Raw genomic sequence first — 15160 nt, forward strand, 5'->3', positions numbered from 1 at the left:
GAGCCCCCATGCCAGGGGCCCCCGCACTGCGCCGAAGGCGCCGTGCGGGGAAAGGCTAGTCCACCCACTGCCCCTGCGTGAAGGCGACGACCAGGGCTGCCATGATCGGTGTACAGATACAGAGATATACCGACTGTACCCAGCTCTGCCGCGCGGCGGCTCGCGCGAGCATCAGATACAACGGAAAGGCCACCAGAATTCCACGGATTCCCGATGCATAATAATTCGTGCAGGCCATTATCGCGGTCATCACGCCGAGGAAAGTCGCCTCACCCCACCGTCTCCCGGCCAGCAGGATGATGGTCAGCAGCACCCCGACGACCACCGCGAGCAGTTCCCCGCGCCAGAACCAGACGAAGGTCGACGCACCGTTGCCATCCGTGGCCGATGCCCAGGTGGCGGCCCAGCCCGACCAGGGCCAGTCGAGGCCTCGGTGCCAGCCGTCCCGCATCGCGTCCGTGTAGGAGCCCCAGCCCCCGGTGCGAATCCTGAGATAGCCCAGATAAGCGAGGACGGGGATGGGTGGAAGCCCCAGCGACAACGCCGGCCAGGCGAACACCGGGAGGCCGGCGGAGCGCCGGCTCACGACGTACTGCACGGCCAACGCGATCCCGAAGGGAATACCGCTGATCCTGGCGGATGCTGCCCCGGCGCCCAGCAGGCCGGCCAACCACCAGCGGCGGCGGCGTGCCGCCAGCCAGGACGCCGTAGCGAACCCCAGGAAGATACCCTCCGAGTAGGCGGCGAACAGGAACACCGCGTAGGGGAAGCAGATAAGGCTGAGGACGGCGAACTGCGCCGCGGGCTTGCCGACCTCGTCCGCGGCCAACCGCCACAGCGCGGCGACCGCGACCGCACCGGCGAGGAACGACACGACCAGACCCGCGACGATCCAGTCCGGAACGACGATATGGACGATCCGCATCGCGATCGGGAGGCCGGGAAAGTCGACTTCTGTCCGGTCCGAGTAGGCGGGGGAGAGATAGCCGTACCGGGCGACCTTCGTGAACAGGCCGACATCCCACCGGTCCCAGAGCGTGCACAGGCCGGGAGCGTTTCGCGCCGGCGCCGAGGTGAGGGCCCGCGCGGCAGCGAGCGCCAGCAAGGCGACCGCGACCCGGCTCCCGAACCAGATCGGCAGCGCGGCCCGGACCGGCTCCGGCAGCCGGGCCCAGGCCGCTCGGACCATCCCCGGCCCGGTCGGATCATGCACCGCCGGACCCGGCCCCGTCGGCGCTGCCGGCGGCCGGGCCGCCGTCCGGCTTGCCGGTGGCCGCCGCCACCCACGCCGGCCGGCCGCCGCGGGCATCGGGGGCATGGTCCAGCACCCCGCCCGCAGGGTCGTCGACGGCGTCCGGATCGCCGGCGGCAGCAGAGCCGACCGCGACACGCGGATCACCCGGGTACGCCATTCCGCCGGTCCGCACGATGTCGGTATGCGGATGCAGGATCTCCCGGACGACGAATCCGGCCAGGACGAGCAGCACCAGGTCGCGCAGGGCCACCGCGCCGACGAACCATCCCCGGTCGATGCCCTGACGACCATGCGTGTCGTTGTAGATGAAGTGCATGAATCGGGTGAACAGGACCCACGCCTCGCAGGCCTGCCACAGCAAGAACAGCCGCCATCGGGGCCGAGCCAGTGCCGCCAGCGGTAGTAGCCAGATCGTGTACTGGGGTGAGAAGACCTTGTTGGTCAGCAGGAAGGCGACGACGAGCAGGAACAGCACCTGCGGCAGGCGGGGCCGGCGCGGTGCGAGCCAGGTGAGCAACCCGATGGCGATCACCGAGACCAGCAGGGCCGCCCCAGTGATGATGTTCAATGTGGAGATGGGCAGGCCGTTGTCCCGCAGGCCCTGCAGGATCATCGGAAGGGCGACGACGATCGTCACCCAGCCGGCCGCGGCCGCCACGATGACCAGCCGGCGCGCATCGGGCCGATGATGGATCGCGGCCGCCGCCACCGCGACGAGGACGACGGCGGTGAGCGCGGAGACCACCAGGTGCAGCGATCCGAACCAGGCCGGGTCGTAGCGGCCGGCAAGCCAGGTCGCGCCGAACGCCAGCGAGTCCCAGTCGGCGCCGCGGTCGGAGTTCAGGTCGAAAAACCGGGCGATGGCGTTGCGGGCCTTGTCCGGACCACCACCGACCAGTCGGGTCCAGTCACCACCTCGCCAGAAGGTCGACCAGATGCTGTCGCCGACGCGGGCGTTCTCCGCGTTGAAGTAGCCGGCGGTCAGCCACAGCGGGACGATGACCACCAGCACCGTCACCGCCGCCGCACAGACGGTCCGGGCCAGTTCGCGCAGCCTCCCGGCCCGAAGACAGAGGAAGGCCAACCCGAGCAGGAACAGGGCCGGATAGAGCTTCGTGAGGATGCCGAGCCCGATCAGCATCCCGGCGAGCTTCGGAGCCCGCCTGGACCAGGCGAGCAGGCCGCCTGCCGAGAACGCCACCGCGATGATGTCCCAGTTCGTCAGCAGATGCAGCACGAGGGTCGGCGCCAGCGCGAACAGAGCGGCGTCCCAGATCCGCCTCAATCCGGCCGTCAGCGCCGTGCAGCACACCGCGACCGAGGCCACGATCAGGAACAGCAGGGCGGTGAGGTCGTAGAAGACGGCCGACCGCATGTCCATCGTGTAGTGGTCGAAGACACGCTCACCGTTCTCCTCCCGGTAGACCGCCCGCGGTCCGTCCGCGAGACCGGCTGGCCAGGCGACAAGCTGCATGGTGGCGCCGATCAACGGCGGGTATTCCGTCGGGTAGTCCAGATAGGGGATCTTCCCGTCGACCAGCCCCTCCTGGCTGTACAGCGCGACGATGTCGGAGTAGCACAACGCCGTGTACTGGTGCTCATGCGTCCAGTTCCGGGTGTCCCGGCAACTGATCTTCTGGGTATAGCCGAGGACCCCAGCCACGATGACCATCGCCATCAGCACCCGCAGCGGGGTCAGCCAACCACGCCGGTCGGGCACGACCGCGTGCTCACCCGGCGGCCCACCGATGAGCTGGCTTGCCCCCGCGACGACCGGGTCCTCCCGGGCCGGGCTGACGCGGACGGGGGACGCCGGGGACAGGGCCATGCCCGTCATTCTCGCCCCATGACAGCCCATGACAGCACTGAACTCGACCTCCCGGTCAACTGAACGGGTCGGAGAAGATCCCCGTCTGTCGAGCTGGCCGGCCCTGCTGGCCGGCACCCTGCTGACCACTGCCGTTGCCATTGCCGTCGCCATTGCCGTTGCCGTTGCCGTTGCCGTTGCCACTGGGGTTCAGGAGATCGCCCAGGTTGAGCCCGGTATCGCCGGGCTGGCTCGATGGGGCGCTCGGCGCCGGGGTGGGTGTGGGAGTCGGCTCGGGCTCGTTATCCTGCACGAGGCCACCGAAGGCCGGCGAATCGAACTTCGACGGCGGCACCCCCGTCAGCGCAGCATCCATGAACGCCTTCCACACCTTGGCCGGGTAGTTACCTCCGTAGACGCCCTTGTCGGCGCCGGGAATGCCCTTCAGCACGTCCTGCTCGGTGCCCTTGCCCCGGAACATGTTCACGCAGGACGCGATTTCCCTGGTGTATCCGCAGAACCAGGCCGACCGGAAGTTGCTCGACGTCCCGGTCTTGCCGGCGGCCTCGCGCCCGCCATCCAGCCGGGCCCGCTTCCCGGTGCCGCTCGGATCCGTCAGCACGCTCTGCAGGGCGTACGTGGCGTCGCGGGCCACCGCGGCCGGGATGACCTGCTTCGCATCCGGGGTACCCGAGTAGATCACCTGCCCCTTGCCGTCGACCACCTTGTCGACGATGTGCGGCGTGGCCCGCACTCCGTTGCCGGCGAGGGTCGCGTAGACCGCGGTCATGTCCACCGCGCGCACGTCGTCCTGGCCCAGGGTGATACCCGCCTCGTTGCGAAGCTGAGTGCTGCTCGGGATGCCAAGGTCGCGCGCGGTCTTGACGATGTTCGAGACGCCGATGTTCTGCCCCAACGGTACGTACACCGTGTTGATGGAGCCCGCCGTCGCCTCGATGAGATCCTTGTACCCGAGATCACCCGGCTCGCCCTCGTCGTTGCTGACCACGTAGTTCCCCGGCAGCGTGATCTTGGCGGGAGCGGCGAAGGTCGACTTGAGGTTGATGTTCTGGCGCAGCGCCGCGACCAAGGTGATCGTCTTGAAGGTGGAGGCGGACTGCACCTGCGCCCCTGACACGTTGTCGACGTACTGCTCATGGCCCTGTGCGTCCTTGCCGTAGAGCGACCCGCCGTACCAGGCGAGGATCCTGCCGGTCCCGGGTTCTACCGCGGTGAGCCCGGTACGCAGATCCGGCACTGCGGCGTACGCCGGGCCCAGCACGTCGCTCACCGCCTGGAAGGCCTTGAACTGCCGCCCCTTGTCGATCGTGGTCGTGATGCGCAGTCCACCGCGGTTGATCTGGTCCTCGGTGATCTTCCCGACGGTCGTAAGCTCACGTTTGACCTGGTTGCGGATGTACGCGATCTGATCGGACGAGGCGGCGGCGTCCTCCGCCTTCGCGGCCACGGGTGGGGGGCTCTGCTGGGCGAGTTCCGGCGGAGCCCAGCCCTCGGCAACCATCGTCGCGACCACGTCGTGCCAGCGGTTCGCCGCCGGACCCGGGTTCTTGGCCGGGTCGAGGTAGTTGGGTGATCGGATCAGGCCCGCGATGACCGCCCCCTGAGCGGGGGTGAGTTTGGCGGCCGGGGTGTTGAAGTAGGCCTTCGCCGCCGCTTCGATACCGTAGGCGCCCCGGCCGAAGTAGATCGTATTCAGGTAGAACTCCAGGATCTGTCCCTTGGAGTACTTCTGGCCCAGCTTCACCGCGAGCACGATCTCGCGCATCTTGCGGGTGAAGGTCCGCTCCTGCGACAGGTACGCGTTCTTGGCGTACTGCTGGGTGATGGTCGAACCACCCTGCAGCTCCCCGCCGGTGAGGTGCACGTAGAGCGCCCGGGCGATGCCCTTGGGAGAGATACCGGGTTCGTGATAGAAGTTCTTGTCCTCGGCCGCGAGCACCGCGTGCTGCAGGTCCATGGACACTTCGGCGAGCGGCACGTCGGTGCGGTTCACGGTGCCGATCCGGGCAAGCTCCTCACCGTTGTCCTGATGCGAGCCGGCCGGCGGTCCGTAGAAGATGATCGACGTCTGGTCGGTTTTCACCTCGGCAGGCAGCGGGACCTGGGTCGCCGCGTAGATGACGCCGATGCCGGCGACGAACAGGAGAAGGCCGGAGAAGAAGCCGGCGAAGACCAGACGGCGCATCCAGCGCGGGCGCTGTCGCCACCACATCGGGCCGTGTCGCCCCTGGCCCGGCCGGGAGGCCTTCCCGTTGCGGCGCCCGGTTCCTCCCGGCCCGCCCGGGGCACCCATCTCCGCCCGGGAGGATCGGCCTGGACCGGTCCGGCGGGGCTCGATCCGATCCGCACCCGGTCGCCCACCCGCCATCCGGCGGGTAGCGGCCGATCCACCTCCCTCCCGTGCCCGGGTCCGGACGGCCATCAGCTCGGTAGCGCGGGTGAGGTCGCGCCGACCGGCCACCTGCCGAGCGGGCGTTACCTCGGTCATGCGGTCGCGGTCCGACACCCCGTTGCGGCGGCCGTTCCGGGAGTCCTGCTCCGGCGTCACCTTGTGGTAGATGGTGGCGTCCACGGTGCGTTCCCGGACATCGACCCGCCGTAGGGCCTCCTGGTCGACGGTGTCGTACAGGGTGTTGACCTCGGCGGCCGGCCGGTCCGGCCCACGGTCGGGGACGCCACGGTCAGAGGCGGTCCGATCGGAGAACCCACGGCCGGGAACCCGCCTGGTGGGGGCCGCCCGACCGGATGGCGCGCCGCCTCCTCGGCGACGACCGGTCGCCTCGCCAACGGGCATGCCGGGACGACCACTGGACGGTTCACGGCCGGGCACGTCGGACTTCCCGACGCCGCGGTCCGGCACCCACCCCCCGGCGGCGGGACCGGCACCCCGACCGGTCCTACCATCCGGCGGCATGTTCGTCCTCGCCGCGGCGGGGGGAGCCGCGGGTGGCACGAGAGCGGTGCGCTCCCCTCGCCCGCCGGTGGGCCGGCCCGCTGGCGGCACCAGCCGGCGTCCCTGGACGTGGCCTGCCTGGGCCTGGCCTGCCTGGGCCTGCTCCGGCCGCCGGGCGCGGTCCGGGGGTACCCGGTCCGCGGTTACCCGGGACTGGCCGTCCGGGTTAGGCCATGCTCGGTCAGGTGCAGGACCACCCCGACTAGAGCCCTGATCGTAGGGAGAGCTCACCAACCGCTCCATCCGTCGCCGCGGGACTCCCCGGTACCCGGACCGCCGCAGGAGACGGGCCGGCGCCCCCAACCATCACCGGAGGTCCGATTTCCACAGGATCCACAGGATCCACAGGATCCACAGAACCGGCCCGTCTCGGCCCGGACCATGCACGATCCCGGCGACCACCGGTCCACCATCGGACCGGGGCCGACCACGTGATGTTCGCTCACTCGCCGCATTCACCCGACGAGGCTGTGACGAGGTCAGCCCATGGCGGATGCCACGCCAGGACCTGCCATGAGACCCACATGGCAGACCAGGATCTCACGCCGGGTTCCGCCCCCTCGCGCAGGGCGTCCTTCGCGCCTCTCGGGGACGACCAGCCGTCAGCGGTCCGCGGTCCGCCGCCGGGCCTGCTTCTTCGCCTTCGGCTCCCCCGTCCCGATCACATAAGAAGTGACCAGGTGGTTCCAGCCGCAGGGCGGACACACCTCCACCACATAGACCTGCAGCTCGCTGTACCTCGATGCGAGCATGGGGAGCTCCCTGGTGATGCGGGCCCGGCCGGAGCTCTCCCCGAGCTCGTCGCCGTAGGCGTAGGTGACATGGATGAGTGGATCGCCGCCTCGGCAGACCGGGCATCGCTTCGTGGTCCGCTCACCGTGGTACCTGGCCGCCCGCAGCAGATAAGGATGCGCGTCACAGGCATCCAACGGCGAGATTCTGCCCGCGAAGAGATCCGCCAGCGTCGCCCGGCGGGCGAGCGCGTAGTCGATGACCGACCGCGGACGCATGCCAGCAACGGTACGCCGGAGTCGGCTTCCAGACAGACGGTCCAGACAGACGGTCCAGACAGACGCCAAACCGTCTCCCACCTCACACATCCCGGCTGTGAGCCGGATGACAGTGTGAGCCCGCCCGCACCGGGATCTGGCCGCGCGGGATGGTCTCCGGCCACCGACGGGACCGTCGGACAGCGTCCGCCCCGGGCGGCCACCGGCCCCTTCCGATGCGCGGATCTCGGCCGATATCCCCTGGCAGCCGGGGTTTTCCACGCTCCACAGGCTCGGGGAACACCCTCGCCAGGGCGCGACGCCCGTTCGGCGGCCGGTGGATCCATCGATGGTCCGGCCGGGGTCGGGATGCACCAGCAGAGCGCCTATCTGTCATCTCCCGGTCGCCGACTGGTCATTCCTGGTTGCGGTACTCGTCCCGCGACGCCTATCCTCGATGTATCGCTTCGATATGTCGAGACGGTCGTTCCGCGAGCCGTGGCGGCCAGCCGCCACGGCTCGCGGAACGACCGGCGGCGCATCGCGGGGCATCACGGTCGAGGAGGGGTGGATCATGCTGGAGCTGGCGGTCCTCGCCCTGCTCTCCGAGAGCCCTATGCACGGCTATGAACTGCGCAAACGGCTCGCGGCGCTGCTCGGCGCGTTCCACCGGTTCAGCTACGGCTCGCTCTATCCCTGTCTGCGTCGTCTCGCGTCCGCCGGATACGTCACCGCGGACGACGTCAGCGCCGCGGGCCGTCTCGGCGGGCGCAGCCGGGTCGTCTACACCCTGACGGGCGAGGGCAAGGAGAAGCTCGCGGACCTGCTGGGCGAGGGCGGACCGTCGTCCTGGGAAGACGAGATGTTCGGCGTGCGCTTCGTCTTCTTCTCGAAGACGGACGCCGCTGTCCGCCTCCGCATCCTCGAAGGTCGCCGCGGGCGGCTCGAGGAGCGCCGGGAGAAGGTTCGGTCGGCCCTGACCCGGACCGTCGAGCGTTTCGACTCCTACACACTCGAGTTGCAGCGCCACGGCCTGGAATCGGTCGAACGTGAGGTCCGCTGGCTGAACGAGCTGATCGAGACCGAACGCGCCGGCACCCCCACCGGCACCCAGGGACCACAGTTGTCCACAGGATCCACAGGTTTGTCCACAAACCCGTCCACAGGATCCGTGCAGCCGGGGGCACCCGTCGTCGGACCGGCCCGCCCAAGCGGGCCGGGAAGCCCTCCGGCGCAGGCGGACCGCCAGGACGACCCGCGCGCACGGGAGGGCGGCACACCTGCCGACGCCGACGCGCACCTGAATGTAAACGTGAACAGGCGTGGCCGGAGCAGGCATGCCCCGCGGACAGCCGGCCAGGACCCCGACGGCGAGGTCCCGACCACCCGATGAACGTCATCCCGTAGCGGGTCCCTGTTCCCGACCAGCATGATCGGGAATGCCGCGGCGGAGCTGTATGCCCCAGATGACCCATTTCCACGAAGATCTCAGCTAAGGAGCAGACCGTCATGGGCTCGGTACGTGTCGCCATTGTCGGCGTGGGCAACTGCGCTGCCTCGCTGGTCCAGGGGATTGAGTACTACCGCGATGCCGACCCGTCGGCCCAGGTCCCCGGGCTGATGCACGTGCGGCTGGGCGAGTACCACGTCTCGGACCTGACATTCGTCGCCGCGTTCGACGTGGACGCGAAGAAGGTCGGCCGCGACCTCTCCGAGGCCATCGTCGCCAGCGAGAACAACACCATCAAGATCGCGGATGTCCCGCCGCTCGGGGTCACCGTCGCCCGCGGGCACACTCTCGACGGCCTCGGCCGCTACTACCGGGAGACCATCGAGGAGTCGGACGAGCAGTCGGTCGACGTCGTCGCGACCCTGCGGGAGACCCGTGCCGACGTGCTCGTCTGCTACTTGCCGGTCGGTTCCGAGGACGCCGCGAAGTTCTACGCCCAGTGCGCCATCGACGCCGGCGTCGCCTTCATCAACTGCCTGCCGGTGTTCATCGCCGGGGTGCCCGAGTGGGCGGAGAAGTTCCGCGCGGCCGGCGTGCCGATCGTCGGCGACGACATCAAGTCACAGGTCGGCGCGACCATCACCCACCGGGTTCTGGCGAAGCTCTTCGAGGACCGCGGCGTGATCCTGGATCGGACCATGCAGCTCAACGTCGGCGGCAACATGGACTTCAAGAACATGTTGGAACGCGAGCGGCTGGAGTCCAAGAAGATCTCCAAGACGCAGGCCGTGACCTCCCAGGTCTCTCACGACCTCGGCAGGGACAACGTGCACATCGGGCCGTCGGACTACGTCGCCTGGCTGGACGACCGCAAGTGGGCCTATGTCCGCCTTGAGGGACGTGCCTTCGGCGACGTGCCGCTGAACCTCGAGTACAAGCTTGAGGTGTGGGACTCCCCCAACAGCGCCGGGGTGGTCATCGACGCGGTGCGCTGCGCCAAGATCGCGCTCGACCGGGGCATCGGCGGCCCGGTCCTCTCCGCCTCCTCCTATTTCATGAAGTCCCCGCCGGAGCAGTACCGCGACAACGAGGCCCGGGACAGGGTGGAGGCATTCATCCGCGACGAGGGCTGATCGAGGGCTGATTTCTCGTCGTCCTCATCTTTCTCGTCGGGTCCTCCTCGTCGGATCGGCCGGCCAGCGGACCCGGTCGGAAACACAGGTGTCCGGCAGCCCGGAGGGGACGGCCGGACCTTGTGCCCGGAGTCGATCAGTCTGGTCCTAGGCTGACGACGTGGCCCGGGCGGAGAACCTTCGTGAGCTGCTGCACGGCCGTGGGTTCCGGATGCTCTACGCGTCCAGACTCACCTCCCAGGCCGCCGACGGCGTCTTCCAGGCGAGCCTCGTCAGCTATGTGCTGTTCTCCCCCGAACGGGCGACCTCGGCGGCGGCCCTGGCCGCGTCGCTCGCGATCGTCGTGCTGCCGTTCAGCGTCATCGGACCCTTCGCCGGCATCGTGCTCGATCGCGTGTCCCGCCAGCGGGTTCTGGTGGTCTGCTCACTCGTCCGGATGCTATTGATGGGCATCCTGGTCGCTCTGATCGCCACCGGCCGGACGGGCGTCGACTTCTACGCGGTGGCACTGGCGTCGGTGAGCATGAACCGCTTCGTGCTGGCGGCGCTGTCCGCCGGGCTCCCGGTCGTGGTCGGCCTCGACCGGCTCGTCACGGCGAACGCCCTGTCCGTCACCTCCGGCACCGTCGCGACGCTCGCCGGAGCCGGTGTCGGCAGCGGACTGCGCGGGCTGATCGGCGGCGAGGACGGGACGGTGGCGTTCGTCGCCGGTCTGGCAGCTTTCACCTACCTTGTGGCCGCCGTCACCGCGGCGCGGGCGGGACGGAGCGACTTCGGTCCGCTGGAGACGGTGGCCTGGCAGGGCGCCTGGGCGCAGACCACCCAGGTCGTCGCCGACATGCTTGACGGCGCCCGCTATCTGGTGAACCACGGGCCGGCCCGGCGGGCGCTCGCCGCCCTCACCACCTCGCGAGCCGCCTACGGCCTGATCCTCGTGATGACGGTGTTGCTGTATCGCAACTACTTCACTGGCCCGGAAGGCGGGCTCGCGGGGCTCGCCGCCGTCGTTGCCGCCAGTGGGGCCGGCACGGTCAGCGCCGCGGTCGCGACTCCCCACGTCACGGGGCGCATGCCGAAGTCGAGCTGGATCGCCCTCGTCCTGGTACTCGGCGGGGTTGTCGAGGTCGCGCTCGGGCTGCCCTTTTCCTCGACGCTGTTCATCGTCGCGGCAGCATTGCTCGGGTTTTCCGCACAGGCCAGCAAGATCTGCGTGGACACCATCGTGCAGGAGGAGACCGACGACGCCTACCGCGGTCGCGCCTTCTCGCTCTACGACCTGCTGTTCAACGTCGCCTTCGTGGCCGCCGCGGCGGTGGCCGCCGTGGTCCTGCCGGACGAGGGCCGGTCCGTTCCGGTGGTCCTAGTGGCCGGGGCCGGCTACGCGCTCGCCGGGATCCTGTACTACCGGGCCGCCCGCCGCCATCCGGAAGACCGGATCATCCGTCACATCGGCGAGCCCAGATCGGCACGGTCGGCCGACCACCCTGGCCCGGACGGCCAGCCCGGCCCGGACGGCCAGCCCAGGCCGGTCACCCCCGCCGAGGCGTGAGCTCACCGGGAACGGGCGCCTCGTGCTCCCGGGCCCACCGGAACAGCTCGGCCTCGGCGGCCTCCCGGCCGACGATCCCGTGCTCGAAGCGGAACTCCAGCATGTGCGACCGGGCCTGACCCACCAACCGGGACGGTGACAGCCCCAGCAGCGCCATGATGTCGTCCCCGGAAAGCTCCGGCCGGATCGCGGCGATCTCCTCGCGCGCGGCGAGCTCGGCGATCCGTTCCTCGAGCGAGTCGTACGTCCGGGACAACGCCGCGGCCTTGCGCCGGTTGCGGGTCGTGCAATCCGAGCGGACCAGCTTGTGTAGCCGGGAGAGCTGGGGACCCGCGTCGTGCACGTAGCGGCGTACGGCGGCGTCGGTCCACTCGCCCGCCCCGTATCCGTGGAAGCGCAGGTGCAGGTAAACGAGCCGGCAGACCGCGTCGGTCACGTCCTTGGGGAAGTGCAGCGCCGCGAGCCGACGGCGGGTCATGTCCCGGCCGACGACCTCATGGTGGTGGAAGGACACCCGCCCGCCCGCCATGTGCCGACGGGTCCGCGGCTTGCCGATGTCATGCAGCAGCGCGGCCCAGCGCAGCACCTCGTCCGGCTCCCCCGACTCCTCCAAGATCATCGCCTGACGCAGCACCGTCATGGTGTGGGCGTAGACGTCCTTGTGCTGGTGGTGCTCGTCGATCTCCATCCGCATGGCGGACACCTCAGGCAGCACGATGTCGGCGATCCCGACCTCGACCAACCGCTCCAGACCGGCGACCGGGTCAGGAGCCAGCATGAGCTTGCGCAGTTCGTCGCGGACCCGCTCGGGGGAGACGATCGCGAGCCGATCGGCCCGCGAGCGCATCGCCGCGACCAGCTCGGGTACCGGGGTGAGGCCCAGGGCCGCCTCGAACCTGGCGGCCCGCAGGATGCGCAGCGGGTCGTCGTCGAACGACGCCTCGGGGCTTGCGGGGGTACGCAGCACGCCGCGGGCGAGATCTGTCATCCCGCCGAACAGGTCGACGAAGTCATGGCCGGGCACGGACACCGCCATCGCATTCACGGTGAAGTCCCGCCGGGACAGGTCCGCCTCCAGGCTGTCGCCGTAGGTCACGGCCGGGTTGCGGGACTGCCGGTCGTACGCCTCACTACGGTAGGTGGTGATCTCGAACCGGACACCGTGCCGAGCGAGCCCGACCGTGCCGAAGGCGATTCCGGCCTCCCAGGTCGCCTCCGCCCATCCTCGGGTGATCTCCAGAACCCGCTCGGGGCGAGCATCCGTGGCGAAGTCGAGATCGGCTGGTGCGGCCCCGGACACGGCGGACGCCGGCCGGCCGAGCAGGGCGTCCCGTACCGAACCACCGACGAGGTGAAGGAGGTAACCGTTCGCGGTGAAGACGCGACCGAGCTCATCGGCGGCCGGCGGCACCCTCAGCAGCTCACTCACCACCCGTTCGGCCGAGTCTCGCGGATTGTCCAGACTGATCACTGACACACCTTCAGGTTACGGCCTCACCGCCCATGATCCGTTACGTGGACCCAAAACAATGATCATGATTTCTCGGCGTCCGCCCGGGAAGGGCCCAGCGGAATCAAGCCGTAACCCCGGCGTCCCGGACAGGCGGGCCGGCTGGTCGCCGGGGGACTCGTACGATCAACCCATGCCGCCGCCGATCTCCACCACCGGTCGCGCGCCGTTGCGCCGGGCGACGATACTCGCGGCGCTAGCCCTGTTCGCCGTGGCCGTGCCCGGGGTCTGCGCGGCTTCGGCCTCGGCCTCGGCTTCGACCCCCGTGCCGGCCGGGGGAGTCCTCGTCGAACCGGTTACCCACCACAATTCATCCACAAGAACACCACGGTCTTCCACATCTTCATCCACCGACAAATCAGATAATTCGCTATCTATCACTCCGGGTGGCACGGCAGCCAGACCCGGCGGTCCGCCGAATCCGGTGACGATCGATCTGGATGAGGTGAGTCCCCCCACCCCGGGGGGCTCGACCATGCTCTCCGTCAGCGGCCAGCTCATCACCACGGTCGGGGAGCCGCTGGCCCACCTCTCCATGAGCCTGTGGATCGGCGCCAGGGTGACCTCACGCGGGCAGCTGGCCACTCTGACCGATGACCCGGCCGCGGCGAGAACACGCAGCTACCGCCAGGTGGTCCTCGCGAACGGCGACGGCACCCAACCGCTGGCCGCCCCGCCCATCCAGGGTGCCGCGCCCGTGCCCTTCCGGATCGCCGCCGATCGCGCCGCGCTGGACCTGCCGCCGAGCCTGGGGGTGTACCCGGTCCAGCTACGGATTACCGGCTCCGTCGGGGGCCGCGCCGTGGTACCGATCGGCGCGGCCTACACCTTCCTGGTCTGGGCGCCGAACCCACAGCAGCCGAGGACACCGGTCGCCGCGGTCCTGCCGATCGCAGATCAGCCGCGCCTGCGCTCGGACGGCCGGCTGACCGACAACGCGCTCGCGGACGAGGTGAAGCCGGGCGGCCGGCTGTCCCGGCTGCTGACCGCCGCCACGCCGCCGGTCACGCTCGCCGTCGATCCGACCCTGGTGCAGGCGCTGACCATCATGGCGCAGCCGGGCGGCTACGACTACGCCACCCCGGGCGGGCCCGTTCATGCGCAGACGGACGCCAACGCGGCCCTTTTCCTCTCCGACATCGTGCGCTTCGCCGAGCAGGGAGGCGTGGTGTTCGCACTGCCCTACGGAGATGCCGATCTGACCGCGCTCGTCCGCGCCCGGAAGCTGGACACGGTGAAGTACGCCGTCAAGACTGGCGAAGTTGTGCTGGCCCACCTGTTGGGGCGTGACCCCCTGCAGAAGGGCACCATCGCCTATCCCGCCGACGGGTCGGCGGACGCCACCACCGCGGACATACTGCGCCAGCTGGAGGTCGGGACCGTGATCCTCGATGACCAGCTGCTACCCTCCGCAGCGAAGATCACCTATACCCCGTCTGCGACCGTCAGCCTCGCCACCTCGGCCGGACCGATCCAGGCGCTCGCGGCCGACAGCCAGCTCACCAGGATCGCAACCGCCTACACCGGGCTGCCCGACGGTCCCGACTTCGGGACGGCCCTGGCACGCCTGCGGGCCGAGCTCGGCATGATCACCGCTGAACGGCCCGAGCAACGGTTCCAGATCCTGGCGCTGCCCCGGGACTGGGACCCGCCGAGCGACTGGGCACGGTCGGTACTCGACACCCTCACCAGCGGCTACTCCACCTCGGTGGGACTCGACGCAGGTGTCGGGGGCCAGAGCCGGCCGGACGACCGGCCGGGCCGGCTTGCCTACCCGGCCGAGGCACAGGCCCGCGAGCTGCCGACCGACTACCTCACCGCCGTCGAGGACGTCCTTGACGAGGTGCAGGCCCTGAGCCCCGTGCTGTGCCCGCCCAGGCGCGGCCCCAGGTGCCAGCTGCAGCTCATCAACCCGATGAAGAACACACTTGTCACGGCGACCTCCGCCGCGTGGCGGGGAGACCGCAGGGTTGACGGTGTGTCGTTGAGCCAGCAGGTGGACGGGGAGGCGTCCGCGATCCGCAACGGAATCCAGGTGGTGGCCTCCCGCAGCGTCAACCTGACGAGCAGACGTGGGCTGGTCCCGATCACCCTGGAGAACAACACCCAGTACGAGGTCACTGTGGTGCTCGCCTTCTCTTCGACCGACCGGTCCCGGCTGCGCTCGCCGGCCCGGCAGACACTCCGCCTTCCCCCAGGGCAGAAGGCTCAGGTCGAGATCGAGATGGAGGCCGAGGGTGCGGGGACGTTTCCCCTCGAGATCCGCAAACTCAACCTCGACGGGCAGGCGCTGTCCACGGAGCCACCGAACCGGGTTCTCGTCCGATCCACCGTCTACGGCGCCGTCGCGACCGCGATCACCATCGGTGCCGTCGGCGTGCTGCTCCTGGCGGTCGTCATCCGTCTGGCGCGACGGCTGCGGGCCCGCCTGCGGGGGGCCAAGGACGACCTGGGCGGGCCGGCGGGCCCGCACGAGGCGGCGACCGGACCGGC

General features: G+C 69.8%; 9 protein-coding genes. 4 read left to right on the plus strand and 5 right to left on the minus strand.

All coding sequences use genetic code 11. The annotated features are described in order from the left end of the window. Window positions 1-55: 55 nt before the first annotated feature. The 4 genes from ACY5KJ_RS07720 to ACY5KJ_RS07735 form a co-directional block, all read right to left on the minus strand. The gene (locus tag ACY5KJ_RS07720; protein ID WP_462203069.1) at window positions 56-1213 is read right to left on the minus strand and encodes a hypothetical protein; all 1158 of its coding nucleotides are present in this window, start codon (window positions 1211-1213) and stop codon (window positions 56-58) included. After that, window positions 1206-3092 carry a glycosyltransferase family 87 protein gene (locus ACY5KJ_RS07725; protein WP_462203070.1) on the minus strand — a complete coding sequence of 629 codons (1887 nt, stop codon included), beginning with the start codon at window positions 3090-3092 and terminating at the stop codon, window positions 1206-1208. Before ACY5KJ_RS07725 ends, ACY5KJ_RS07720 begins: the two co-directional genes overlap by 8 nt. A gap of 46 nt (window positions 3093-3138) precedes the next feature. Further along, window positions 3139-5877, minus strand: coding sequence for a transglycosylase domain-containing protein (locus ACY5KJ_RS07730; protein ID WP_462203071.1), 2739 nt, complete (start codon window positions 5875-5877; stop codon window positions 3139-3141). Window positions 5878-6638: 761 nt separating this feature from the next. Then, window positions 6639-7046, minus strand: coding sequence for a DUF5318 family protein (locus ACY5KJ_RS07735; RefSeq protein WP_462187469.1), 408 nt, complete (start codon window positions 7044-7046; stop codon window positions 6639-6641). A gap of 553 nt (window positions 7047-7599) precedes the next feature. On the opposite strand from ACY5KJ_RS07735, the gene ACY5KJ_RS07740 reads away from it, so the two are divergent. The 3 genes from ACY5KJ_RS07740 to ACY5KJ_RS07750 all read left to right on the plus strand — a co-directional run bounded on the left by ACY5KJ_RS07740 (window position 7600) and on the right by ACY5KJ_RS07750 (window position 11157). Continuing rightward, window positions 7600-8418: a PadR family transcriptional regulator gene (locus ACY5KJ_RS07740; RefSeq protein ID WP_462187471.1), complete on the plus strand. Its 819-nt coding sequence runs from the start codon at window positions 7600-7602 to the stop codon at window positions 8416-8418. A gap of 116 nt (window positions 8419-8534) precedes the next feature. Further along, the gene (locus ACY5KJ_RS07745; RefSeq protein WP_462203072.1) at window positions 8535-9608 is read left to right on the plus strand and encodes an inositol-3-phosphate synthase; all 1074 of its coding nucleotides are present in this window, start codon (window positions 8535-8537) and stop codon (window positions 9606-9608) included. A 160-nt stretch (window positions 9609-9768) separates the two neighbouring features. Continuing rightward, window positions 9769-11157 (plus strand): MFS transporter, encoded by a 1389-nt coding sequence (locus ACY5KJ_RS07750; RefSeq protein ID WP_462187473.1) that lies wholly within the window; start codon window positions 9769-9771, stop codon window positions 11155-11157. On the opposite strand, the gene ACY5KJ_RS07755 is transcribed toward ACY5KJ_RS07750, so the two are convergent. Then, window positions 11138-12628: a CCA tRNA nucleotidyltransferase gene (locus ACY5KJ_RS07755; protein WP_462203073.1), complete on the minus strand. Its 1491-nt coding sequence runs from the start codon at window positions 12626-12628 to the stop codon at window positions 11138-11140. The genes ACY5KJ_RS07750 and ACY5KJ_RS07755 overlap by 20 nt on opposite strands. 172 nt (window positions 12629-12800) lie before the next feature. On the opposite strand from ACY5KJ_RS07755, the gene ACY5KJ_RS07760 reads away from it, so the two are divergent. Further along, on the plus strand, window positions 12801-15160 hold a 2360-nt coding region (locus ACY5KJ_RS07760), incomplete at its 3' end, for a DUF6049 family protein (protein ID WP_462203074.1).

Source organism: Frankia sp. CcWB3 (genome assembly GCF_977927595.1).

Excerpts from the sequence above, each read along its gene's own strand:
- ACY5KJ_RS07740 (WP_462187471.1), top strand. The coding sequence starts at position 7,600 with ATGCTGGAGCTGGCGGTCCTCGCCCTGCTCTCCGAGAGCCCTATGCAC.
- ACY5KJ_RS07735 (WP_462187469.1), bottom strand. The coding sequence starts at position 7,046 with ATGCGTCCGCGGTCGGTCATCGACTACGCGCTCGCCCGCCGGGCGACG.
- ACY5KJ_RS07725 (WP_462203070.1), bottom strand. The coding sequence starts at position 3,092 with ATGACGGGCATGGCCCTGTCCCCGGCGTCCCCCGTCCGCGTCAGCCCG.
- ACY5KJ_RS07745 (WP_462203072.1), top strand. The coding sequence starts at position 8,535 with ATGGGCTCGGTACGTGTCGCCATTGTCGGCGTGGGCAACTGCGCTGCC.
- ACY5KJ_RS07730 (WP_462203071.1), bottom strand. The coding sequence starts at position 5,877 with ATGCCCGTTGGCGAGGCGACCGGTCGTCGCCGAGGAGGCGGCGCGCCA.